The organism is Burkholderia sp. M6-3, from assembly GCF_050858985.1.
Lineage (GTDB): Bacteria > Pseudomonadota > Gammaproteobacteria > Burkholderiales > Burkholderiaceae > Paraburkholderia > Paraburkholderia caledonica.
Genome location: NZ_CP110090.1, coordinates 1,287,388 through 1,310,070, shown reverse-complemented (window position 1 = coordinate 1,310,070; position 22,683 = coordinate 1,287,388). Strand labels below are relative to the sequence as shown.

Here is a 22,683-nt window from a genome sequence, read left to right as displayed (position 1 = left end):
CGGCGCCGACGTGCCCTCGCCCCTTGCGCTGTCCTGGCGCTTGCGTTTGAGCGGTCACTGATTGCCTCCAGCGCGCATTGCATCGGAGATGCGGGTATCGAGCGCATTACGCAGCGCGTCGCCCATGAACGTAAGCAGCAACAGCATCGCGACCAGCACGCCGAACGTAGACAACGAGATCCACCACGCGTCGAGATTCGCCTTGCCCTGCGCGAGCAGTTCGCCGAGACTCGGCGTCGGCGAAGGCACCCCGAGGCCGAGAAAGTCGAGACTGGTTAGCGCGAGAATCGCGCCGCTCATGCGAAACGGAAGGAACGTGATCACCGGCGTAAGGCTGTTGGGCAAGAGATGCCGCCACATGATCTGCCAGTTCGACAGGCCCATCGCCCTCGCCGCGCGCACGTAATCCTGCTGCCGGTTACGAAGAAATTCCGCCCGCACATAGTCGGATAAGCCGATCCAGCCGAACAGGGAAAGCAGCACGATCAGCAGAATGAAACCCGGTTCGAAGATCGACGAAAAAATGATCAGCAGATAGAGCTCCGGCAACGCGCTCCAGATTTCGATCAGACGTTGCCCGACGATATCGGTACGTCCTCCGAAATATCCTTGGACGGCGCCTGCAGAAATGCCAAGTATCGTTCCAATGAAAGTGAGCACGAGACCGAACTCCACGGAAACGCGAAAGCCGTACAGCAGTCGCGCGAAAACATCGCGGCCGCGATCGTCGGTGCCGAGCCAGTTTTCACGCGAAGGCGGCGCCGGGTTCGGCGCCTTCGAGAAATAGTTCAGCGTGTCGTAGTAGTAATGATTCGGCGGATACACGGCGAAATTGCCCGGCGCGTCGAAACGCTGCTTGATGTACGGATCGAGGTAGTCGGCAGGCGTTGGAAAATCGCCGCCGAACGTGCTCTCCGCATAGGTCCTGAAGAGCGGGAAATACAGGTGGCCGTCGTAGCGCACCACGAGCGGCTTGTCGTTCGACCAGAGCGGGCCCGCAAGGCTCGCGGCAAAGGCCACCACGAAGATGACGAGGCTCCAGTAACCCAGACGTTGCTGGCGGAACCGCCGCCATACACGGCGCGCGGGCGAAGGCGAGACGAATGCACGCGCGGGTTCGACGCGCGCCGCTGCATCAGCTGAAAGGCGGGCTCGATTCATCAGCGCTCCAGTTGTTCGAATTGGATGCGGGGATCGACCCACACATAGCAAAGATCGGACACCAGCTTCGTCGCGAGACCGATCAACGTGAACAGGTACAGCGTGCCGAGTACGACCGGATAATCGCGCCGCACGACCGATTCATACGACAGCAAGCCGAGACCGTCGAGCGAAAAAAGCGTTTCGATCAGCAGACTGCCGGTGAAAAAAGCGCCGATAAATGCAGCCGGAAAGCCGACGATCAGCGGCAGCATTGCGTTGCGAAACACATGCTTCCACAGCACGCGTTTTTCGGAGAGGCCTTTGGCCCGGGCGGTCAGCACGTACTGCTTGCGAATCTCGTCCAGAAACGCATTTTTCGTGAGCATCGTGATTACCGCGAAGCTGCCGACTACCGATGCCGTGATCGGCAACGCGATATGCCATAAATAGTCGAGGATCTTGCCCACGACGCTCAGTTGCGCCCAGTTATCCGACGTGAGATTGCGCAACGGAAAAAGCTGCAGGAATGTGCCGCCGCCGAACAGCACGAGCAGCAACACGCCGAGCACAAAACCCGGGATCGCGTAACCGATCAGCACCACGAGGCTCGTCGCAATGTCGAAGCGCGAGCCGTTGCGCACTGCTTTCGCGATGCCGAGCGGCACCGAAATCAGGTACGTGAGAAAGAACGTCCATAAGCCGATGCTGATGGACACCGGCAGCTTCGATACGATCAGCGACCACACGCTCTGATGGCGGAAATAGCTCTGCCCAAGGTCGAACGTCGAGAAACGCTTGAGCATCAACACGTAACGCTCGAGCGGTGGTTTGTCGAAACCGTATAAGGCTTTCAGTTGCGCGACCTGCTGCGCGTCCACGCCGTTATGCGCGCGCAGACCGAACGGCACAGCGCCCTCCGCGCCCTTGCGCAGTTCGTGCTGCATCTGTTCGACGGGGCCGCCGGGCACGAACTGGATCACGACGAACGTGAGCGTCAGCACGCCGAGCAGTGTCGGGATCATCAGCAGCAGGCGTTTAAGGATGTAGCTCCACATGGCGGGTGTTTCCGTTGCGAGGGCGATGTGTGAATAGCGATAGCCGGAACCGGATGACCAGGTTGACCGACTGCGTTACTGCGGTGGCGCCGGCGTTGCCGCTTGCGGTTGCGCGAACCACCACGTCGACGTAATCCAGCCTTCGGCTCCATAGTACAGGGGCAGCGTCGACGGCCACGCAAGCCCGCGCTTGAACGCCACGCGATGCGTCGCGCTGTACCAGTGCGGCACGACGTAGTAGCCATGCATCAGAACGCGATCGAGCGCATGCGTCGCGTCGAGCAGTTGCTCGCGCGTCTGCGCCTGCACGAGCGCGCGCAGGATTGCGTCGACCGCGGGCGACTTCAGTCCGATCATGTTGTCAGAGCCGTTCGTGTCCGCCGCCTTGCTGCCGAAACGCTCGATCTGCTCGGAGCCGGGCACCTGTACGTCGGGCATGCGGATCGTTGTCGTGTCGAAGTCGTATGCATCGAGCCGCTTCTGGTACACGGCATAATCGGCGACGCGAAACGTTGCGGTAATGCCGAGCTTTTTCAGGTTTCGAATGAACGTCGCGACGATCGGCTCCATTTGCGCGGCCGATCCCGAGTCGTCGAGTATCTCAAGCTCGAACGGCTCGCCCTTTGCGTTGCGCAGCGCACCGTCGCGGTACGTCCATCCCGCCTGCTGCAACAATGCGCGGGCTTGCAGCAGATTCGCACGTAGAGAGCCAGGCGGGTCGGTGTCGGGCTGCTTCGGCGGCGGCCCGAAAACCGCCGGATCGAGCTTCGCGCGCCACGGTTCGAGCAGCGCCAGTTCACCTGGCGAGGGCAGGCCCTTGGCCTGCAGATCGGTGTTGGCAAAGAAACTGTCGATACGTGTGTACTGATTGAAGAACAACTGCCGGTTCAGCCATTGGAAGTCGAGTGCGAGATCGAGCGCCTTGCGCACGCGGACGTCCTTGAACAACGCTCGCCGTGTGTTCAACATGAAGCCCTGCATGCCCGTACCGTTGTGCTGCGCGAACACTTTCTTGATCAGCTCGCCGCTGTCGAACTTCTTGCCGACGTCACGCCGCACCCAGTTTCGCGCGACGTACTCGACGAGGGCATCGTATTCGCCGGCCTTGAACGCCTCCAGCCGCGCGACGTTATCGGAATACAGCTTGTAGACGATGCGATCGAAGTTGTATGTGCCCGCACGCACCGGTAGTGCCGCGCCCCAATACTCCGGGTTGCGCCGGTATGTAATCGTGCGTCCGTTGTCGTAGCGCTCAATTAGATACGGGCCGCTCGTGACCGGCTTTTCGAACGCCAACTGATCGAACGGAATATGGCTGCCGTCCGGCTTCATTCCCCACTTGCGCGAGAACACCGGCATACCGCCGGCGAGCAACGGCAACTCGCGATTACGGTGCTGAAACTCGAACCGCACGGTGTGCGGATCGACCACCACCGCGCGGACGATCTGGCCGAAGATCGACATGAATTGCGGCGCGGCCTGCGGGCTTTTCAGTGTGTCGAGCGAATACTTGACGTCGTCCGCGGTGACCGGGTCGCCGTTCGCAAACCGCGCGCGCGGATTGATATGGAACGTGGTCGACAAGCCGTCCGGCGCGACCTTGATATCGTCGGCGAGCAATCCATACGCGGAAGCCACTTCGTCGCTGCTGCCGGTTGTCAGGCTCTCGAACAGCAGGTCGACGCCGGGCGCGGTGTTGCCGCGCAAAGTGAACGGATTGAATTTGTCGAAGCTGGTGAGGCGGCTCGGATTGGCCAGCACGAGTGTGCCGCCCTTCGGCGCATCCGGATTGACGTAGTCGAAATGCTTGAAGTCGGCTGGATATTTCGGCTCGCCGTACTGAGCGATCGCATACACCGCGTGCGCCTCTGGCGCTGCGAACCAGCCGGCAGCGGCCAGCGCGCCACACAGAATCGCGACACGGGCCCTGCGCAAAGAACGGGACGCGAGCGCGGGACCGACACACGAGGGCCTGAAAAACGTGCATTCAGATGCACGAGGCGATGAAACCCGTCGCGAGCCAGTTGTCATAAGCGCCTTGGTGATCAGTGGGCAATTGCGTTGTCACGGAATTCTACCCAATAAACGCGCGTTAACCGCCGCCGCGACTGTCACCTGGAGCGGCGGACGCGCGATTCGCAAATATGCCGCGATTTACTTCGCGACGGTCTCTTCCCACGCGAACATGGCGCTTTCCCACGACGTCGTCTGACGCGCAGTGTTGTGCGCATACGGCAACCCCGCAGATCCCGTCAAGCGATGCGCGAGAGCATGAAAAAACCGCCCATCGGGGCGGTTTCTGTCGTCACTACTGTTCGTGCGGCGTTCAATGCCAGCCGCGATGATGATCGTAGTGATCGCGACCGTAGTCGTAACGGCCGGGGGGATGATGACGATACCAGTCGTCGCGCGCCCAGTAGCGACGGCCGTCCCAGTAGCGGTCGCCGTGCCAGCCGATCACGACAGCCGGAGCGCCGTAATAGACAGGCGCGGGCTGATAGACAACGGGCGGCGGAGGCGGCGGCGGCGCATAGACAGGCGCCGGCGCCACATAAACCGGCGCGGGAATGCCGATATTGACCCCGATGTTGACCCCGCCGGCCATGGCGGCACTCGACGCGCCCAACGCGATAACCCCGATCACAAGTGGAACAAAACGAGCGGACTTCATGGATTACCCTTGGAAGAATGTGTTGTTGGCGGAAATATAACGCAAGCTCGCCAGTGGCGTATTTCAACTTTGTAATAACTGATGCATAAGATCGCAGCCACAGCACGACGTTACGTGTAGTTACATTCGAGACGCTTCGGAGCCGACAAAGGTCGAAATGTCGGACGCACAGCGCGCACTCTGACCGTCGCAGCTTGCCGCCTCCTTTACCCCACCAACGCGATGACCTGGCCGCGTGGCTGGAAATACATAGCAGAAAAACTTGGTTTGAAGCGAGACGCCGTCTTACTAGACTGCACATCGTCTTGTCATAACAAGTTAAGCAATGTCGCAAACGACCTTCGTGCCGGTGCCCGCCGATTCGCCAACCTTATCGGCCGCGCCTCGTCCGCTCTACGCGCAGATCAAGGACGCGCTGCGCGAGCGCATTCTCGACGGCAGCTATGCGCCGCATTCGCAGATGCCGTCGGAACACGAGCTGTGCCGCCTGTTCGACGTGAGCCGCATCACCGTGCGCCAGGCACTCGGCGATCTGCACAAGGAAGGCTTGCTGTTCAAGGTGCATGGCAAGGGCACGTTCGTCTCGAAGCCCAAGGCGTACCAGAACGTCGCTTCGCTGCAGGGCTTTGCGGAAGCCATGTCGTCGATGGGCCATGAAATCGTCAACCAGCTGCGCAGTTGCAGAACCGTCGAAGCCGGACGCCACATTGCCGCGCGCCTGAACATTGCGGAGGGCGCGCCTGTCACCGAGATCCATCGTGTCCGGCTGCTCAATCGCGAGCCTGTATCGCTCGAACTGACCTGGGTTCCGCAGACGCTAGGCAAGCGCCTCGCGAACGCGGACCTTACGACACGCGACATATTTCTGATCCTCGAAAACGACTGCGGTGTGCCGCTAGGTCATGCCGATGTGTCCATCGACGCAATACTCGCCCACGACGACATCGTCGATGCATTGCGCGTCGAAGAAGGCAGCCCCGTGTTGCGTATCGAGCGTCTAACGCATGACGCGTCGGGTCGGCCGGTCGATTTCGAATACCTGTACTTTCGCGGCGACGCCTTCCAGTACCGGCTGCGTATCGACCGCGCAAACGACCTCAAAAAAGACCTGAAAAAGACCAGCAAAAACGCAATGGAGGCGCGATGAACACACATGTACTCGACTATGACGTCGTGGTGGTCGGCGGTGGAACGGCGGGCCCGATGGCCGCGATCAAGGCGAAGGAGCGCGATCCGTCGCTAAAGGTCCTGCTGCTCGAGAAGGCCAACGTGAAGCGCAGCGGCGCAATCTCGATGGGCATGGACGGTCTGAACAACGCCGTGATTCCGGGCCATGCGACGCCTGAACAGTACACACGCGAGATCACGATCGCAAACGATGGCATCGTGGACCAGGAAGCCGTGTACGCATATGCGCGCCATAGTTTCACGACGATCGAGGAACTGGACCGCTGGGGCGTCAAGTTCGAAAAGGACGGCAATGGCGACTATGCGGTGAAGAAAGTGCATCACATGGGTTCGTACGTGCTGCCGATGCCCGAGGGTCACGACATCAAGAAAGTGCTGTACAGGCAGCTTAAACGCGCACGCGTGGCGATCACCAACCGCATTGTCGCCACGCGGCTATTGACCGACTCGCAAGGGCGCGTTTGCGGCGTGCTCGGGTTCGATTGCCGCACCGCCGACTTTTACGTGGTACGTGCCAAAGCCGTCATTCTTAGTTGTGGTGCCGCGGGAAGGCTCGGGCTGCCCGCATCGGGCTATCTGATGGGCACATACGAAAACCCTACGAATGCCGGCGACGGCTACGCCATGGCCTATCACGCAGGCGCCGCGCTCGCGAACCTCGAGTGCTTCCAGATCAACCCGCTTATCAAGGACTATAACGGCCCCGCTTGCGCATATGTGACCGGCCCGCTCGGCGGGTTCACCGCGAATGGCAAAGGCGAACGCTTTATAGAATGCGATTACTGGAGCGGCCAGATGATGTGGGAGTTCTATCAGGAACTGCAAAGCGGCAACGGGCCTGTGTTTCTGAAACTCGACCATCTCGCGGAAGAAACGATCCAGACGATCGAACAGATTCTGCACACGAACGAGCGTCCGAGCCGCGGCCGCTTTCATGAAGGACGAGGCACCGATTACCGCGCACAGATGATCGAGATGCACATTTCGGAAATCGGCTTTTGCAGCGGACACAGCGCGTCGGGCGTGTACGTCAACGCGCGCGCGGAGACGACCGTTCCCGGCCTCTATGCAGCAGGCGACATGGCCGCAGTGCCGCACAACTACATGCTTGGTGCGTTTACCTACGGATGGTTTGCGGGTCACAATGCGGCAGAATACGTATTGGGCCGCGAACACGGCACTGCCGACCAAGAGCAGATCGATGCCGAACGCGCGCGCATTTATGCACCGCTCGAGCGCGAGAACGGTCTTGCGCCCGCGCAGGTCGAATACAAGTTGCGCCGCATGGTCAACGATTACCTGCAACCGCCGAAGGTTACGCGCAAGATGGAAATCGGCCTGCAACGCTTTGCAGAAATAACTGAGGATATCGAATCGATATCGGCCACGCATCCGCACGAACTGATGCGTGCGGCAGAAGTTCGCGCCATACGCGATTGCGCGGAAATGGCCGCACGTGCGTCGCTTTTTCGAACAGAGAGCCGCTGGGGTCTTTACCACCATCGCGTGGATTACCCGCAGCGCGACGATGAGCAATGGTTCTGCCATACGCATCTGCGCAAGGACGCCAATGGCCGCATGACGAGCGAAAAGCGTGCGGTCGAGCCGTATATCGTCGCGCTCGACGAAAACGAACGCAACGCCTATCGCAGCCTGCGTATCGGCGAGTCCGCGCTCGACCCCGCAACCGCCTGACGGAGTGATCCGATGTCTTTTACGCCGCACGATATTTTCCAGCGCAGTTCAGCCCCCGTCACAATCGATGAAAGCAAGTGCATTGCTGAAAAAGGCTGCACTGTATGCGTCGATGTTTGCCCACTCGATCTGCTTGCAATCGACATGAAAAAGGGCAAGGCGTATATGCAGTTCGACGAATGCTGGTACTGCATGCCTTGCGAACAGGATTGTCCGACGGGCGCCGTGAAAGTGTCCATTCCGTATCTTCTGCGTTGAGCGATGCGCGAAGTTCCTCCTCCTCATTCACGTCAATCCATGTCCCACGCGACCGGTCCAACCGCCCCGAACCATCCGGGCGATCCGCTGAATACTATCGCCGGGGAAGCAGCCGCCCTGCTGTCACGGCTCGCCGACAACGATGCCGTCGTGCGCCGCATTGCGCTGATCGAACTCGCCGATCTCGAGGATGCCTGCGTGATAGCGCCCATCGTCGCAGCATTGCAGCGCGACACCTCGCCCGAGGTGCGCGGCGAGGCGGCCCGTTTGCTTGCTTCATGGGAGCGCGACGACGTGGTGAACGCTCTGTGCAACGCATTGCTCGATAGTGACACACAGGTTCGCGCGAGCGCCGCACAGAGCCTGTCGGAACTCAAGCAGGCGTCCTCTGGCGCGATACTGCTCGACTGGTTGAAGCTACCCGACCCATTTGTGCGATCGGCGTTGTTGCGCGCGCTGCGAGAACTGCGGGTGACGGACGCGCTCGCACCCGCACTGCAGGCACTCGCCGACGCGGACGCCAACGTGCGCGCCGAAGCCGTCGGCGTGTTGGGATGGTTAAAGAATTCCATTGCGCTTAGCCCGTTGGCATCGGTTGCGACCGGCGACGCCGATGCATCGATCCGGCGCGCGGCGACGGCGGCGCTCGGCTTCGCGCCGCCGGCCCACGCCGAGACAACCGCAGCGCTCCTCACCGCCCTGCACGACGACGCCTGGCAGGTACGCGAAGAAGCTGCCACGACGCTCGGCAAACTGCGTGTCGCAGAATCGCGCGATGCGCTGATCGAAGCACTCGACGACGCCTACTGGCAAGTCCGTTTGCGAGCGCTGCGCGCGTTGGGCCAGATCGGCGACGCCGCCAGCGCGACGCACGTCGCCGCCCTGCTCTCTCATCCGGTCAGCAACGTGCGCAAGGAAGCCGCGCTTGCGCTCGGTGAAATCGGCGAAATGAGCGATATGCAGATGCTCACAGCTCTCGAAGCTGCAGGAACCGACGCGGACCCGGAAGTACGCAAGGCAGTGCGTATCGCGCTGACTCAGATCGCCGGGCGCCGACGATGAACGCGCCAGAGCTGGTGACGATCGACGCGGGTAGCGCAAGCCTTTTCATGCGCTGGCCGGACGGCGCGGTCTCCGGGTTGCCGTTTGCCTTGCTGCGCTCTGCATGCATGTGTGCACAGTGTCGCAAGCGCAAGCTCGATGGAGAGACGCCGTTATCGTCACCAGACGTGAAGCTGGTCGACGCGCGGCCGTCGGGCTACGGCCTGCAACTTGTGTTCGACGACGGACATGAGCGCGGAATCTTCCCGTGGATTTATCTGGAGCGGCTCGCAAGGGATCAGCAGAACGCGGCGGATCATCAGGAGTCGAGAACGCTATAGCGAGCGCACCCGGTTAAATGAGAATCCTCCCATTTTTGCGACGCACTCGCGCACAGATACTCATCAATCAGACAGGCGCACCGGCGCACACAACGATGAGACAGGCAATGAAAGTGTTTTTGTTGAGCGACCTCGTCGCTCACGAACTGGTGTCCATGCAGGTTGACCAGAAGTGGCTCTCATTTGCGCATTTCACAGAGTCGGCGCAGCTTTGGGTCTCGCGTCATGCACCTGAACTTGAGTTTTCGGAAGCGTTCCTTCAGGAGATCGAACGTGAGGTTCTGCAGATTGCAACCCAACTATCCGACAACCCGATGGCTCAGGAAGACTACGTGCAATCACCACGCCGATTCGACGATCTTCTGACAGCCAACTACACGCATCCTCTGGGCGAACAAGCGCTGTCCGCAACGCTTGCGGCGTCTCGCGAAAAGGGTTCCTGCGGTGCTATATGTGCAGCACTGAACGACCGCGCGCGCAGGCGTTGACTTGCCACCCGGCGCTTTGGCGATTGGCCTGCAATGCGGCGACTTCGCTGAGCGCGTTGAACTGCGCGGTCGTGGTGTATGGGAGAAAAGGCTTCAGCGTTTTTTTTTCGAGCGCACATCTGTCGGCAAGCTGTTCCGTGTGGCGAGCGGTGTACCGATGCAGTGCGGTCTCTGCGATCCAAACTCAATCACAGCGACCTTCACAAATTTATTTCGTAAGCGTGATGCGTTTCCTGAAGGCGAATCGCGTCCATGTCACTCCGCGATTGCGGTTTGTCTCCTGGATCGACGGAGTGGCAACACAAAGCACGGCTTGCAAACCCGCAACGCGCGCAAGCTCGATTGTTTCTTCTAGCGCCACGTCGAACATGCGTCGCCCGCGTGGAACGGGCCCATGACGCAGCGACATGATCAACACACCATCGTCTCGCAGAAGAGAACTTACGTTGGGCATAGCGCGGCACCGCTGTTCGTAATCGAGATGCATCCACACCGCGGTCAGCATTACCACGTCAAACGTTTCGTTTACCGAAGTAATAATGCGCAGATCGGGAAGGCTGTCGTCAATCCATTCGATGCGTGATGACCGATGCAAATTAATGGCTGCAGTGCGCAGTTCGCCGACCGGTTCGACAGCTACCACCGTGTGTCCCATCGCCGCTAGCGCAGCCGCATCCGTTCCGATCCCCGCGCCGATGTCGAGGACGCGCGACGGGGCATCCGGCAACAGATGTACAACCTGAGAGTGCTGGTCGGCGAACGAGATGCTCTGCCATCGCCGGATAAGAATTTCCGCTTCTTGCGCATAGCCTTCAGTGCCACTGACCTTGACGAGCATTGACGGTGCCTTGTTTCGACGGGTTTGCCGGATCGTCAGCCTAGCTTTCAAGCTGGCTCCAAGCAGGCGCATCTAGCAAAAAGCGGCTTCTAGGTGCCGTGTTCGCGCGGTTGTACGACGCGGGGCCGGGAACGTGCCACGGGCGGCCGGGCGTTACACCGGCTGCTATGTCCGCGCCACTGTGTCGGGCGATTTCTCCGACCATACGCTGGCGAGTGATGCGGACCTTCACACCTGCAAAGCGGGCACCCGTGGGTGCTTATTTTGCGCTCTTCTCGCTGGCGTGGCATGGATGAGGTTACGAAACGTTGGCGTAACGCATACGGGGGCGCACGTCGTGCGTTGAGCCCTCCCTTACGGGACCGACAAAACAAAAACCCCGTAAGTCTTCCGACTTACGGGGTTTCGCCACCATCACTGGCGGAGACGGAGGGATTCGAACCCTCGATCCAGGTTTTGGCCCAGATGCTCCCTTAGCAGGGGAGTGCCTTCGACCTCTCGGCCACGTCTCCCAAACTTTCGGTCGCGCAGGGAGTCAGCGCGACGAAGCCAAGATAATAGCGGGCCGAACAGCCAAGGTCAATGTCTGACGAACGCTTTTTGTGCCAATCTCGTCATTGAATTGCCATTTTGTTGGCGCGGCCGCACAAACAGACATCAACGACCGTAGCGCTTCTGTACGCCCCGCCGTTTGCGTCGAATTAGGCCTGATCCAGTTCGAACGCCTTATGCAGCGCGCGCACCGCGAGCTCCATATACTTCTCGTCAATCAACACCGAAATCTTGATCTCGGACGTAGAGATCATCTGGATATTGATGCCCTCTTCGGACAGCGTGCGGAACATCGTGCTAGCGATGCCCACGTGCGAACGCATGCCCACGCCCACCACCGAGACCTTCGACACCTTCGGGTCGCCCAGCACCTGTTCGGCCTGAACGTGGCCCTTCACCTGGTTCGTGAGAATGTCCATGGCGCGCTGATAATCGCCGCGGCCCACCGTGAACGTGAAAGCCGTTTTGCCTTCGACGCTCTGGTTCTGAATGATCATGTCGACGTCGATGTTCGCGTCCGCCACCGGGCCGAGAATCTGATACGCAATGCCCGGCTTGTCGGGCACACCCATCACGGCGATGCGAGCTTCGTCGCGCTGAAACGCGATACCCGAGATGACTGCTTTTTCCATGGTCTCGTCTTCTTCAAAAGTAATCAGGGTGCCCGACTTCATTTCGGCGTCGAGCGGGATGAGCGGATCGGTCAGGCTCGACAGCACGCGCGTCTTGACCTGATATTTGCCGGCGAATTCCACCGAGCGGATCTGCAACACCTTGGAACCCAGGCTTGCCATTTCCAGCATTTCTTCGAACGTCACGCGGTCGAGGCGGCGCGCCTCTTCGACCACGCGCGGGTCGGTGGTGTACACGCCGTCGACGTCCGTATAAATCAGGCACTCGTCCGCCTTCAACGCAGCCGCAACCGCGACCGCCGAGGTATCGGAACCGCCGCGGCCGAGCGTGGTGATGTTGCCGTCAGGATCGATACCCTGGAAGCCCGTGATCACCACCACCTTGCCCGCGTCGAGATCGCGCAGAACGCGTTCGCCGTCGATCTCGCTGATGCGCGCCTTGGTGAACGCACTGTCTGTCCTGACCGGCACTTGCCAGCCGGCGTAGCTGACCGCGTCGACGCCGGCTTCCTGCAACGCGATGGCGAGCAGACCCGAACTGACCTGCTCGCCCGTGGCGGCGATCATGTCGAGTTCGCGCGGGCTGGGCTGGGTCGTGATCTCTTTCGCGAGGCCGAGCAGACGGTTCGTTTCGCCGGACATTGCCGACGGCACGACTACCATCTTGTGACCGGCCTTATGCCATTTCGCGACGCGCTTGGCGACGTTCTTGATGCGCTCGACCGAGCCCATCGAAGTGCCGCCGTATTTATGTACGATGAGTGCCATTGTCGTTCTGAACTGGAGGAGAAACCGCGCTGGCGCGCTCGCGACGACCGCACAAAAGCACAGGGGCGCAACGTCTCGTGAACGGCGGCAAAGTGTGTGGCGGCGTAGATGCAGCGCGCGTGCAGCACGCGCGGATTTGCCCGTGATTGATCGCTAATGGCTTACCGGAAAATTCGGATCACGATCGGAAAACCGACAAAAGCGACGGCAAAAGCGGGTCGGGCAAACAAGTTAACGTACCCGATCGTACGCAAAAAGACAAGCCGCACAGCCCGCGGCAAGGCTTGCAACGCCGCCGGCGAACGCTTGCAGCGAGCACCTCGGCACCTTTTTTGGTCGTCTCGTTCGAGCCGGTACTCCCGCCCTGTTTGAAGACTCGACGGTAATCACCGTGCGACCGACCGGCCGGTCAGGCGATGAGCAGATCCTCACGCCAGACGATCGTTACGCAAGCCTCGTCGGGTGGCATTTTTAGCGGCAACGCCGCGCGATTCACACCGAGCAACGGCACGAACAGCAGTTCATCGCCGATATACAGCAGCGGCACTTCACGCTTCCAGGCGGGAATACCGCGTTCCTGGAACAGGTTCTTCAGCGTCCGACTGGGCGCGCCGGGCGCATCGCTCGTGCGCATGCGTTCGCCGCCGCTGCGCGCACGCGCGCTGAGCAACTCGCGCTGTAAGACACTAACCGGGATCGCATCGGATAAAGCAGCGCTAGTCGATGAAGCCGCCTCTACCGCTTCGAACACGAACGTGCCGCGCCATTGCGGCAAACGCCACGTCGCTTCGCCGTGCCAGGCAAGTTCGCTAACCTCGCGTTCGACAAGCGCGGACTCGTCGGCGGGGTCGCCACTATCGCCGGCTTCCCAGTACACGAGTCCCCGATAGCTGCGCAACGCGTGCCCTGCGTGGTCGATACGCAAACGGTGTCCATCGCCGCCCGCGCCTACTTCGCGCAGTTGACGCAGCGCGTCGCCAAGACGCGCGCTCGATGCGGCGACGAAGCCCTGCGAGCGCATCCAGTAACGCATCAGGTTGAGCGCGCGGTCGTCGTCGAGCGCGATGAGTGCGTCGTGAGAGAGCGCACGGCCGTTGTCGCGCGAGACGATGTCGAGGTCGATACGCGCCAGTTCGTCCAGCAAGCGTTGCGCCGCCGCGGCGTGCGACGCGGTGCGGGCGAGCGCATCGCGGAAACCGGGAAAGTGCACGGCCAACGCAGGCGTGACGTGGTGGCGCAGCGCGTTGCGTGCATAGCGCGTGTCCGCGTTCGATTCGTCGTCGATCCAGCGCAGATGGCGCTCGCTCGCGTATTGTTCCAGTTGCGCACGCAGCAGATGAAGCAAGGGCCGCACGCGCACCGCCGCTGCACCCGAAGGCGAAGACTCCCGCGCCATCGCCGCAAGACCTGCGAGGCCGGCGCCGCGCAGCAGTTGCAGCAGCACGGTTTCGGCCTGATCGTCCGCGTGCTGCGCGAGCCAGAGCGAATGAACGCCATGCTCTGCGCAAAGCGCGTCCAGCGCGCGATAGCGGGCCTCGCGCGCGGCGGCCTCCACGCTGACACCTGCATCGCGCGACACCTCGACGCGCCGCGCCGCGAACTCGACGCCGCGTTCCTGCGCGAACGCATCACAATGCGCAAGCCATGCATCGGCGTTAGCGCTCAAGCCGTGGTGCACATGGAGGGCCACGCAACGCGACGCGCCCGCAACACGCACGGCCGCATCGAGCAGCACGCTCGAATCGACGCCGCCGCTGAACGCGACCGCAATCCGGGCATCAGAAGGCAAAGCGGCAAGCGCAACGCTGATCGCCTCGAGAACGAGGCGATCAGCGGGCGATTCGGCTGGAGGAGTCACGTCGTTCAGCGCAGTATTAAAGCGTCATGCGCCGATGGACGAAGAGAGAACGCGCGGGCTTAGGCGCCCGGCGTCGTCTCCTTGAACTTGCCGTATGACATCAGGCGTTCGAAACGGCGTTGACGCAGGTCGTTGATGCTCATGCCCTGGAACTGGCGCAGCGAATCGGCGAGCGCGCGACGCAGCATGGCAGCCATGCCCTTCGGATCGCGATGCGCGCCGCCGAGCGGCTCGTTGACGATCTTGTCGATGAGGCCGAGCGCCTTCAGACGATGTGCGGTGAGGCCGAGCGCTTCCGCTGCTTCCGGCGCTTTCGCCGCGCTCTTCCACAGAATCGACGCGCACCCTTCCGGCGAGATTACCGAATAGGTCGAGAATTGCAGCATCAGCACGCTGTCGCCGACCGCGATAGCAAGTGCACCGCCCGAACCGCCTTCGCCGATGATCGTCGCGATCAGCGGCGTTTTCAGTTCTGCCATCACGTACAGGTTGCGGCCGATGGCTTCCGATTGCCCGCGCTCTTCGGCACCGATGCCGGGATAAGCGCCCGGCGTATCGATGAACGTGAAGATCGGTAGGCTGAATTTCTCGGCGAGGCGCATCAGACGCTCGGCCTTGCGATAGCCTTCAGGACGCGGCATGCCGAAGTTGCGCAGCGCGCGCTCTTTCGTGTCGCGACCCTTCTGATGACCGATCACCATGCAGGCCTGGCCGTTGAAACGGGCGAGGCCGCCGACGATCGACAGGTCGTCCGCATAGTGGCGGTCGCCGTGCAGTTCGTGGAAATCGGTGAAAAGTTCGCTCACATAGTCGAATGTGTACGGGCGCTGCGGATGTCGGGCGATTTGCGAAACCTGCCACGGCGTGAGGTTCGCGTACAGATCTTTGGTGAGCTGCTGGCTCTTCTTGGACAGCCGCTCGATCTCTTCCGAAATATCGACGGCCGAATCGTCCTGCACGAAGCGCAATTCTTCGATCTTTGCTTCGAGTTCAGCGATCGGCTGTTCGAAATCCAGAAAGGTGGTCTTCATTGGTTTTAATCCTTGGACTTACCGGCAGCGCGTATTCTAACCGCGCTCGCCGATGTCTAAACCACTTCGCAACTATCAAAATCCAACAATTGATAGCCCCAAAGCGGCAACGCTTCTATTGTTTCAGTAGTCGACCGGCAATGGGTCAAGACTACGCCACATGTACCAGGTGGCGACGGTGCGCCACGGCTCCCAGTTCGCTGCGACCTCGCGCGCTTCACTGCGCGTGACGGGCTCGCCGCTAAAGTAATTGACGCTGATCGCGCGAATCAGACCGAGGTCGTCGAGCGGCAGCACGTCCGGACGCGACAGGTTGAAGATCAGGAACATCTCCGCGGTCCAGCGGCCAATGCCGCGAATCTGCGTGAGTTCTGCGATCACCGCCTCGTCTTCCATCGACCTCCACTTGCCGACGTGCAACGCACCGGAAACGAAGTGCTGCGCGAGATCGAGCACGTACTCCGCCTTGCGTCTCGACAAGCCGCAGGCAGTCAGCTTTTCCTGCCCCAACTTGATGAACTGCTGCGGCACGAGCTTCGGACATGCGGCCGCGACTTTCGCCCATACGGCCTGTGCGGACGCCACCGAAATCTGCTGACCGACGACCGAGCGCGCGAGCGTGACGAACGGGTCGCCCCGACTCAGAAGATGCACCGGACCGAACTTCGGAATCAGCTTCTTCAAAATGCGATCGCGCTTGACGAGATCGGCGCACGCCTTGTCCCAGTAGTCAGGACGCGTCACTTCGGGTGCGAGGCCGCCGATCTGCACCGGCACCGCAACTTCGCTTGCGCTCGCCGCTTCGCCGCCCGCCGCGGACGACGCACGCGTCTTGCGCACGATCTCGCCTCCCTCACCCTCTTGCGCCTTCGCGACGCGCGCGATTTCCTGCACGTCGCCTGCAAGTTCTGCGGGCAACGCGCCGTTGCTGCTGCCGCTATTCGAGCGCGACGTTCTGCCCGACGATGCTTTCCCGCGTTTCGCAACCGGCGCGTGCGCGGACGTGCCGTTGAGCGCACGTTTGACCGCGGTCTTTTTCGACGCGCCGGCCGCGGTTTTCGCCGCCCCCGCGCCTTTCGACGATGCCGCTTTCACCGCGCTGCTTGCCGTGCGAGCCGACGTTCGAGTCGGCTTCGGTGCGGCTGCTGCGTTTGTTTGAGACGTGGCTCGTTTAGCCGGCGTCTTCGTGGCCGTTGCCATCCTGCCTCCTGCCTGGCGAGTCGTTCAGAGGGAAGTACGAGGTGCGCTCACACGCGCCGCCACTCGGTCAACCCGCCGGGTTTGTCTTCAAGTGCAACGCCGGCCTCGAGCAATTCGGCCCGGATCCGGTCTGCTGCCGCATAGTCTTTCGCCTGCTTGGCGGCCACACGCTCGGCGATCTTCGCTTCGATCGCGGCGGGTTCCAGCGCGCCCTGTACCGCGGCGCCCGCTGCCTGCTGCAGGTATGCACGCGGCTCGCGCCCGAGCAACCCGAGCACCGCGCCGAGCGAGCGCAATTGACGGGCCAGCGCGGGGTCGCGCGTGCGATTTACTTCAGTTGCCAACTCGAACAACACCGACACTGCAACCGGCGTGTTGAAGTCGTCATTCATTGCTGCCTGGAAACGTTGGGCATGCATTTCGTTCCAGTCGAGCGCGGCGCCGTCCGGCGTGACGTCCTTCAGCGCGGTGTACAAACGGCCGAGGGCGTTGCGGGCGTCGTCGATATGCACGTCGCTGTAATTCAACGGCGAACGGTAATGCGCGCGTGCGATGAAAAAACGCACGACCTCGGCATCGTACTGCGCCAATACTTCGCGAATCGTAAAGAAATTATTCAACGACTTCGACATCTTCTGATTGTCGATCTGCACGTAGCCGTTGTGCATCCAGTAATTCACGAAGGTCTGACCGGTAGCAGCTTCGCTCTGCGCGATTTCGTTTTCGTGGTGCGGAAACTGCAAGTCCTGCCCGCCGCCATGAATGTCGAAGCGCTCGCCAAGCAACGTGCAGCCCATAGCCGAGCATTCGATATGCCAACCCGGTCGGCCACGGCCATACTTCGAATCCCAGCCAGTGTCGGCAGGTTCGCCGGCCTTCGACTGCTTCCACAAAACGAAGTCGAGCGGGTCTTCTTTCGCGTCGTTTGCGGCAACGCGCTCGCCCGCGCGTAAATCTTCCAGCGACTTGCCGGAAAGCTTGCCGTAGCCCGCAAACTTGCGCACCGCGTAATTCACGTCGCCGTCGCTCGCCTGATACGCGTAGCCGTTCGCTTCGAGCTTCTCGATCATGCCGAGCATCTGAGGAATGAAGTCGGTGGCGCGTGGCTCGATGTCGGGCCGCTCAATGCCGAGCGCGTCCGCGTCTTCATGCAATGCATGGATGAAGCGGTCGGTCAGCGACTTGATCGTCTCGCCGTTTTCGACGGCGCGGCGAATGATCTTGTCGTCGATGTCCGTGATATTTTGCACGTACGTTACGTCGTAGCCGAGCGTGCGCAACCACCGCTGCACGATGTCGAATACGACCATCACGCGCGCATGACCGACGTGACAATAGTCGTACACGGTCATCCCGCAGACGTACATCCGCACGACGCCTGCTTGCAGGGGCACGAAAGTTTGCTTGTCACGCGCGAGCGTGTTGTAGATGCGCAGTGATTCCATAGAGAACGGTGCGTGGGCCGAAAGAAATCCGCAATGTGTTTCGTGCGTGCCGTCCCGCAAACACAAGACGGCCGGGACGAACTGTTGCCTGACTATTACCTGACTCCAAGCCGGGCTGTTGCTTGACTGTTGCTTGACTATTACCCGACTGAGTCTGGCTATGTCCGGCTGTCGCCCGACTGTTAAAACACGCACAGCAGCAAACCGGTGCACCTGGTGCGGCGGTCAGACTGCTATCAAGGCGGAGACGACCACGAGTGGCGAAAAGACAGCCGGCGGTTCGACGGAACGCGCAGACCTTTTGTTAGAATGGCTCGGAGTATAACATCCAGACCCGAGCCTATGAAACCTTCCAGCGGCCGCGCGCGCAGCGCTGCGACCCTTGCCGCGACGGCCTTCGAAAGCCCCGTGGGCAGCGCCCGCCGCGGCATTGCGCGTGACGTTGCGCGCCGCCTCGCGCGCGCCTTTACGCTGCGCTTTACCGTGGCTGTCGCCCTCGGCATTGTGCCGGGCGCCGCAGCGTTCGCGCAGAAAACGCCGACCGTGTCGCAAGGTCCCGCAGTGCGCGACAACACGCCGGAAATCGACGCATCCATCGCGCAGAAAGACTGGCAAGCCTCGCTGACGCAGCTCGACGCGCGCATCGCCTCGAACCCGCGCGACGCGCAGGCCAAGTTCAAGCGCGCCACGGTGCTCGCGCATCTGAATCGCGACGAGGAAGCGATCACCGCCTTCACCGAGCTCACGCAGTTGTATCCCGAGTTGCCCGAGCCGTATAACAATCTCGCCGCGCTGTACGCGAAGCACGGCCGTTATGTGGAAGCACGCGCAGCGCTCGAAACCGCGACCAAGGTGAACCCTGGTTACGGCCTCGCTTTTGAGAACCTGGGCGACCTCTACCTGCGTATGGCCAACGAAGCGTACCGGCGCGCGCAGAGTCTCGGCAAGGCAAGCGCCACGACCACGCAGCGCCTCGCCGACATTCAGAAGATCGTGTCGCCGCCCAAAACGGGCAAGTCGACTAAACGAGCCGCTGCAGTGCAAGAGAACTACACGGAACGGGCCACCGCGAACATGACGCAAACGCCGAGCTTCCAGTACGGCGGCGCAAACGGCTCGCTCGCCATGCCGCCTTACATGGCGCCCTCGCAATAAAGCCGCCACCTTCGCGGCCATACGTTTTTTCCAACCCTGAGGATCTTCATGAAATGGTTGATGTTGGCGCTCGGCAGCGCCGCCCTGATCGCAAACGCACCGGCGTCTGCGCAGTCCGGTTCGCAAGCCGCGCATCCGTCCGTCCTCCTCAAGACGTCGGAAGGCGATATTCGCGTCGAGTTGTATCCTGAGAAAGCGCCCAAGACAGTCGCCAACTTTCTCGACTATGTGAAGTCCGGTCAGTACAGCGGTACGATCTTTCATCGTGTCATTCGCGGCTTCATGATTCAGGGCGGCGGTTACACGCAAAGCTTCGCTGAAAAGCCCACGCGCGCGCCGATTCCACTTGAAAGCCGCAACGGTCTGAAGAACATGGCAGGCACACTGGCAATGGCGCGCACCAGCGATCCGAATTCGGCCACTGCGCAGTTCTTCATCAACACGGTGGACAACGCCGGCCTCGACTACCCGAACCCGGATGGCAACGGCTACGCAGTGTTCGGCAAGGTCACGAGCGGCATGGAGGTCGTGAAGAAGATCGAAGGCACGCCGACCACCACGCGCGGCCCAATGGGCGACGTACCCCAGAAGCCGGTGGTGATCGAATCGGCTACCGTCGTCAGCAGCAAATAGCAGTACAACGACAGCACAACAGCACCAACGGAACACGGTACGCTCACGCAAGCGTCAGATCACGCCCCGGCGCGGCCCGCAGTCGAATGCATGAAGCGCACGCAAGCGCATGAATGCACACGGCGGCTCACCGCGCCTCTTTCACCCACCCTGTTCATCAAAGGATTCCATCATGGTTGAACTGCATACGAACCACGGCGTCATCAAACTCGAACTGGACGCCGAGAAAGCGCCGAAGTCGGTTGAGAACTTCCTCAACTACGTGAAGGCCGGCCACTATGACAACACGGTGTTCCACCGCGTGATCGACGGCTTCATGATTCAGGGCGGCGGCTTCGAACCGGGCATGAAGCAGAAGCCGACGGCCGAGCCGATCAACAACGAAGCGAACAACGGCCTGAAGAACGTGAACGGCTCCGTCGCGATGGCTCGCACCAACGACCCGCATTCGGCAACCGCGCAATTCTTCATCAACGTGAACGACAACGACTTCCTGAACCACTCGTCGCCCACACCGCAAGGCTGGGGCTATGCCGTGTTCGGCAAGGTGGTCGAAGGCATGGACATCGTCGAGAAGATCAAGAAGGTCAAGACGGGTTCGAAGGGTTTTCATCAGGACGTGCCGGTTGACGACGTCGTGATCGAAAAGGCCGTGATCGTCGACTGATTGTCGGTCGCAGGCGCGCTCACACTATAAAGACCAGACTCAGGCACCTTCAATGCTGCAAGAAACGCCGCTGCGAAGCGTCGCCGCGGGCGTGCCTGGCGAGGGCAAACGCCCGCACGCCGCACGCCCGTTTTTGTTTCTCTCCGACATTCATTTGAGCGAGGCGATTCCGCGCACGGTCGCCGCGTTCGAACACTTCATCCGGGTCACAGCCGACCAGGCGGATTCCGTTTTCATTCTCGGCGATCTGTTCGAATACTGGATCGGCGACGACATGCTCGTCGAGCCGTTCGTCGCGCGCATGGCCGCCCTTTTGCACACGCTGACCGAGCGCGGTATCGCGCTTTACATCATGCATGGCAATCGCGATTTTCTGCTCGGCAAGCGCTTCATGAAAGCAGCCGGCGCGATCTGGCTACCCGATCCTTTCGTAATCACCGCGTTCGGCACACGCATCGCGCTCGCGCACGGCGATCGCCTGTGCACCGCCGATCGCGGGTATCAGATCTTCCGTGGCCTCGCGCGCAATCGTCTCGCGCAGATGCTCTTTCTCGCGTCGCCGTTTTCGTGGCGTCAGGCGCTCGCGGAAAACATGCGGTCGAAAAGCGAGCATGGCCGCGCCCGGCCTGCCTCGCTGAAATACGATGTGACGCCGAAAGGCGTCGCGTCGTTATTCAAATGGTCGAAAGCGGCAACGATGATTCACGGACATACGCACCGCCCTGCTCGTCATCGCGAGCCCGGCGGAATACGCTGGGTACTGCCGGACTGGGATCTGGATCATGGCGAACGGCGCGGCGGCTATCTGCGTATCGACGCCGAGGGAATTCGCGCGTTGCCGCTCGATTGAGCGCGATGCACGGTTAAGGCCGCCGCGCATTGCGCATAGCGGCGTCACTCCTGATCCGTCACCGATCGGATCAACGCCCCACCACTGCTCCATCGAGCTTGCCCGCAATGGCCGCTGACAGGCGCCGCAAATCGAGCAGTGCTGCGTCGGCGCCTTGCAGTCCTTCGAGACTGGTGCCGAGATGCTCGAGCGCCATCACGATTTCGTCGATGCGTTTCGCTTGCGTGGCCGCATGATCGATGAGCCCATGAATGGCGAGCGACACGGGATCGTCGGCATTCGGCGTGATCCCGTATGCGCAGAAGCCGCTACGCTCGACAGCGAGCTTGCCGCTCTCACGCGTTGTGTCGTTAGCGGAAGCGGGTTCATTCGTTGCAGCATCGGGAGCCGCATTCGCGCCGCGGTTGATAGCCGCATCGGCAGCCGCATGCACAGCCGCATTATCAACCCCGTTGCCCCCCGCATGGGCAGCCGCCCTTGCGACGACCGAAGCCGCAGCGGCCGCGGCAGCAGTTGAAGCCGCCGCCGGCACGATGACTCTCGCCGGATTGCCCACAGCGGTGCCGCCAGCCGGCACGGGCTTGGTCACAACCGCATTCGATCCGATCTTCGCGTCCGCGCCGATTGTAAAACCGCCGAGAACCTTCGCGCCCGCACCTACGATCACGCCGCGCTCGAGCGTCGGATGCCGTTTTGCGCCGCGCGTGAGCGACGTGCCGCCGAGCGTCACGCCCTGATAGATCGTGCAATCGTCGCCGATCTGTGCGGTCTCGCCGATCACCACGCCCATGCCGTGATCGATGAACACACGACGCCCGACCGTCGCCCCCGGATGAATTTCGATGCCCGTCATGAAGCGCGCGATCTGCGAGACGAAACGCGCGAGCCAGCGGCGCCGCGCCTGCCAGCATGCATGCGCGAGCCTGTGAAACACCAACGCGTGCAAGCCCGGATAACACGTGAGCACCTCCCAGGCACTGCGGGCAGCGGGATCGCGCTCGCGGATCGTGGCAATGTCTTCGCGAAGTCTCGTGAACATGGCAGGGACTGTGTTGTGTGGGATAGAGACCGCATGCGCTAACCGCATTGCGCGTGCAGGAGCGCCGCATAGCACCGCGGCAGCTTTGCTTAGAACGTCTGGAGGATTGTAGGACGGTTCCCGAAAACCTGCCGG

Annotated in this window: 21 protein-coding genes and 1 tRNA gene; 10 read left to right on the top strand and 12 right to left on the bottom strand. The window is 61.4% G+C overall.

Annotation, left to right across the window (positions count from 1 at the left end; all coding sequences use genetic code 11):
• Positions 1 to 54: 54 nt before the first annotated feature.
• The 4 genes from OH764_RS05645 to OH764_RS05630 form a co-directional block, all read right to left on the bottom strand.
• On the bottom strand, positions 55 to 1,161 hold the full coding sequence (locus OH764_RS05645) for an ABC transporter permease (protein WP_498848327.1): 1,107 nt from the start codon (positions 1,159 to 1,161) through the stop codon (positions 55 to 57).
• Entirely contained in the window at positions 1,161 to 2,198 is a 1,038-nt protein-coding gene (locus OH764_RS05640) for a microcin C ABC transporter permease YejB (protein WP_020065585.1), read from the bottom strand. The genes OH764_RS05645 and OH764_RS05640 overlap by 1 nt, the downstream gene beginning before the upstream one ends.
• Positions 2,199 to 2,273: 75 nt before the next feature.
• A complete protein-coding gene (locus tag OH764_RS05635; RefSeq protein ID WP_498848326.1) occupies positions 2,274 to 4,229 on the bottom strand; it encodes an extracellular solute-binding protein in 1,956 nt (651 codons plus the stop codon).
• Between the two features lie 295 nt (positions 4,230 to 4,524).
• Positions 4,525 to 4,869: a hypothetical protein gene (locus OH764_RS05630; protein ID WP_498848325.1), complete on the bottom strand. Its 345-nt coding sequence runs from the start codon at positions 4,867 to 4,869 to the stop codon at positions 4,525 to 4,527.
• A 325-nt stretch (positions 4,870 to 5,194) separates the two neighbouring features.
• Here OH764_RS05630 and OH764_RS05625 point away from each other — a divergent pair, with 325 nt between their 5' ends.
• The 6 genes from OH764_RS05625 to OH764_RS05600 all read left to right on the top strand — a co-directional run bounded on the left by OH764_RS05625 (position 5,195) and on the right by OH764_RS05600 (position 9,880).
• On the top strand, positions 5,195 to 6,016 hold the full coding sequence (locus OH764_RS05625; protein ID WP_498848324.1) for a GntR family transcriptional regulator: 822 nt from the start codon (positions 5,195 to 5,197) through the stop codon (positions 6,014 to 6,016).
• Complete coding sequence (locus tag OH764_RS05620; RefSeq protein WP_498848323.1) at positions 6,013 to 7,752, top strand: fumarate reductase/succinate dehydrogenase flavoprotein subunit; 1,740 nt, start codon at positions 6,013 to 6,015, stop codon at positions 7,750 to 7,752. The genes OH764_RS05625 and OH764_RS05620 overlap by 4 nt, the downstream gene beginning before the upstream one ends.
• 12 nt (positions 7,753 to 7,764) lie before the next feature.
• Complete coding sequence (locus tag OH764_RS05615; RefSeq protein WP_020065580.1) at positions 7,765 to 8,010, top strand: 4Fe-4S dicluster domain-containing protein; 246 nt, start codon at positions 7,765 to 7,767, stop codon at positions 8,008 to 8,010.
• A gap of 39 nt (positions 8,011 to 8,049) precedes the next feature.
• A complete protein-coding gene (locus tag OH764_RS05610) occupies positions 8,050 to 9,072 on the top strand; it encodes a HEAT repeat domain-containing protein (RefSeq protein ID WP_498848322.1) in 1,023 nt (340 codons plus the stop codon).
• The gene (locus OH764_RS05605) at positions 9,069 to 9,392 is read left to right on the top strand and encodes a gamma-butyrobetaine hydroxylase-like domain-containing protein (RefSeq protein WP_498848321.1); all 324 of its coding nucleotides are present in this window, start codon (positions 9,069 to 9,071) and stop codon (positions 9,390 to 9,392) included. The genes OH764_RS05610 and OH764_RS05605 overlap by 4 nt, the downstream gene beginning before the upstream one ends.
• 107 nt (positions 9,393 to 9,499) lie before the next feature.
• Positions 9,500 to 9,880 (top strand): hypothetical protein, encoded by a 381-nt coding sequence (locus OH764_RS05600; protein WP_498848320.1) that lies wholly within the window; start codon positions 9,500 to 9,502, stop codon positions 9,878 to 9,880.
• 208 nt (positions 9,881 to 10,088) lie between these two features.
• Here OH764_RS05600 and OH764_RS05595 read toward each other — a convergent pair whose 3' ends face one another.
• The 7 genes from OH764_RS05595 to cysS form a co-directional block, all read right to left on the bottom strand.
• Positions 10,089 to 10,718 (bottom strand): class I SAM-dependent methyltransferase, encoded by a 630-nt coding sequence (locus OH764_RS05595; protein WP_498848762.1) that lies wholly within the window; start codon positions 10,716 to 10,718, stop codon positions 10,089 to 10,091.
• Between the two features lie 418 nt (positions 10,719 to 11,136).
• Positions 11,137 to 11,230, bottom strand: a tRNA-Ser gene (locus OH764_RS05590).
• Positions 11,231 to 11,419: 189 nt separating this feature from the next.
• Entirely contained in the window at positions 11,420 to 12,670 is a 1,251-nt protein-coding gene (locus OH764_RS05585; RefSeq protein ID WP_020065575.1) for an aspartate kinase, read from the bottom strand.
• 409 nt (positions 12,671 to 13,079) lie between these two features.
• Positions 13,080 to 14,528 (bottom strand): tRNA lysidine(34) synthetase TilS, encoded by a 1,449-nt coding sequence (tilS, locus tag OH764_RS05580; RefSeq protein WP_498848319.1) that lies wholly within the window; start codon positions 14,526 to 14,528, stop codon positions 13,080 to 13,082.
• A 59-nt stretch (positions 14,529 to 14,587) separates the two neighbouring features.
• The gene (locus OH764_RS05575; RefSeq protein WP_498848318.1) at positions 14,588 to 15,559 is read right to left on the bottom strand and encodes an acetyl-CoA carboxylase carboxyltransferase subunit alpha; all 972 of its coding nucleotides are present in this window, start codon (positions 15,557 to 15,559) and stop codon (positions 14,588 to 14,590) included.
• A 123-nt stretch (positions 15,560 to 15,682) separates the two neighbouring features.
• Positions 15,683 to 16,759, bottom strand: coding sequence for a DNA-3-methyladenine glycosylase family protein (locus OH764_RS05570; protein WP_498848317.1), 1,077 nt, complete (start codon positions 16,757 to 16,759; stop codon positions 15,683 to 15,685).
• 47 nt (positions 16,760 to 16,806) lie between these two features.
• Positions 16,807 to 18,204 carry a cysteine--tRNA ligase gene (gene cysS / locus OH764_RS05565; RefSeq protein WP_498848316.1) on the bottom strand — a complete coding sequence of 466 codons (1,398 nt, stop codon included), beginning with the start codon at positions 18,202 to 18,204 and terminating at the stop codon, positions 16,807 to 16,809.
• A gap of 342 nt (positions 18,205 to 18,546) precedes the next feature.
• Between cysS and OH764_RS05560 the strand changes: the two genes are divergently transcribed.
• The 4 genes from OH764_RS05560 (at position 18,547) to OH764_RS05545 (ending at position 21,509) form a co-directional block, all read left to right on the top strand.
• The gene (locus tag OH764_RS05560; RefSeq protein WP_498848315.1) at positions 18,547 to 19,359 is read left to right on the top strand and encodes a tetratricopeptide repeat protein; all 813 of its coding nucleotides are present in this window, start codon (positions 18,547 to 18,549) and stop codon (positions 19,357 to 19,359) included.
• Between the two features lie 48 nt (positions 19,360 to 19,407).
• Positions 19,408 to 19,992 carry a peptidylprolyl isomerase gene (locus OH764_RS05555; protein ID WP_498848314.1) on the top strand — a complete coding sequence of 195 codons (585 nt, stop codon included), beginning with the start codon at positions 19,408 to 19,410 and terminating at the stop codon, positions 19,990 to 19,992.
• Positions 19,993 to 20,164: 172 nt separating this feature from the next.
• Positions 20,165 to 20,659, top strand: a complete 495-nt coding sequence (locus tag OH764_RS05550; RefSeq protein ID WP_020065568.1) for a peptidylprolyl isomerase — start codon at positions 20,165 to 20,167, stop codon at positions 20,657 to 20,659.
• A 52-nt stretch (positions 20,660 to 20,711) separates the two neighbouring features.
• A complete protein-coding gene (locus tag OH764_RS05545; RefSeq protein ID WP_498848313.1) occupies positions 20,712 to 21,509 on the top strand; it encodes a UDP-2,3-diacylglucosamine diphosphatase in 798 nt (265 codons plus the stop codon).
• A gap of 70 nt (positions 21,510 to 21,579) precedes the next feature.
• Here OH764_RS05545 and cysE read toward each other — a convergent pair whose 3' ends face one another.
• Positions 21,580 to 22,548, bottom strand: a complete 969-nt coding sequence (cysE, locus tag OH764_RS05540) for a serine O-acetyltransferase (RefSeq protein ID WP_498848312.1) — start codon at positions 22,546 to 22,548, stop codon at positions 21,580 to 21,582.
• Between the last annotated feature and the right edge of the window lie 135 nt (positions 22,549 to 22,683).

Coding starts and splice junctions, on each gene's coding strand:
- OH764_RS05645 (WP_498848327.1), bottom strand. CDS start 1,161: ATGAATCGAGCCCGCCTTTCAGCTGATGCAGCGGCGCGCGTCGAACCC.
- OH764_RS05640 (WP_020065585.1), bottom strand. CDS start 2,198: ATGTGGAGCTACATCCTTAAACGCCTGCTGCTGATGATCCCGACACTG.
- OH764_RS05635 (WP_498848326.1), bottom strand. CDS start 4,229: ATGACAACTGGCTCGCGACGGGTTTCATCGCCTCGTGCATCTGAATGC.
- OH764_RS05630 (WP_498848325.1), bottom strand. CDS start 4,869: ATGAAGTCCGCTCGTTTTGTTCCACTTGTGATCGGGGTTATCGCGTTG.
- OH764_RS05625 (WP_498848324.1), top strand. CDS start 5,195: ATGTCGCAAACGACCTTCGTGCCGGTGCCCGCCGATTCGCCAACCTTA.
- OH764_RS05620 (WP_498848323.1), top strand. CDS start 6,013: ATGAACACACATGTACTCGACTATGACGTCGTGGTGGTCGGCGGTGGA.
- OH764_RS05615 (WP_020065580.1), top strand. CDS start 7,765: ATGTCTTTTACGCCGCACGATATTTTCCAGCGCAGTTCAGCCCCCGTC.
- OH764_RS05610 (WP_498848322.1), top strand. CDS start 8,050: ATGTCCCACGCGACCGGTCCAACCGCCCCGAACCATCCGGGCGATCCG.
- OH764_RS05605 (WP_498848321.1), top strand. CDS start 9,069: ATGAACGCGCCAGAGCTGGTGACGATCGACGCGGGTAGCGCAAGCCTT.
- OH764_RS05600 (WP_498848320.1), top strand. CDS start 9,500: ATGAAAGTGTTTTTGTTGAGCGACCTCGTCGCTCACGAACTGGTGTCC.
- OH764_RS05595 (WP_498848762.1), bottom strand. CDS start 10,718: ATGCTCGTCAAGGTCAGTGGCACTGAAGGCTATGCGCAAGAAGCGGAA.
- OH764_RS05585 (WP_020065575.1), bottom strand. CDS start 12,670: ATGGCACTCATCGTACATAAATACGGCGGCACTTCGATGGGCTCGGTC.
- OH764_RS05575 (WP_498848318.1), bottom strand. CDS start 15,559: ATGAAGACCACCTTTCTGGATTTCGAACAGCCGATCGCTGAACTCGAA.
- OH764_RS05570 (WP_498848317.1), bottom strand. CDS start 16,759: ATGGCAACGGCCACGAAGACGCCGGCTAAACGAGCCACGTCTCAAACA.
- cysS (WP_498848316.1), bottom strand. CDS start 18,204: ATGGAATCACTGCGCATCTACAACACGCTCGCGCGTGACAAGCAAACT.
- OH764_RS05560 (WP_498848315.1), top strand. CDS start 18,547: ATGAAACCTTCCAGCGGCCGCGCGCGCAGCGCTGCGACCCTTGCCGCG.
- OH764_RS05555 (WP_498848314.1), top strand. CDS start 19,408: ATGAAATGGTTGATGTTGGCGCTCGGCAGCGCCGCCCTGATCGCAAAC.
- OH764_RS05550 (WP_020065568.1), top strand. CDS start 20,165: ATGGTTGAACTGCATACGAACCACGGCGTCATCAAACTCGAACTGGAC.
- OH764_RS05545 (WP_498848313.1), top strand. CDS start 20,712: ATGCTGCAAGAAACGCCGCTGCGAAGCGTCGCCGCGGGCGTGCCTGGC.
- cysE (WP_498848312.1), bottom strand. CDS start 22,548: ATGTTCACGAGACTTCGCGAAGACATTGCCACGATCCGCGAGCGCGAT.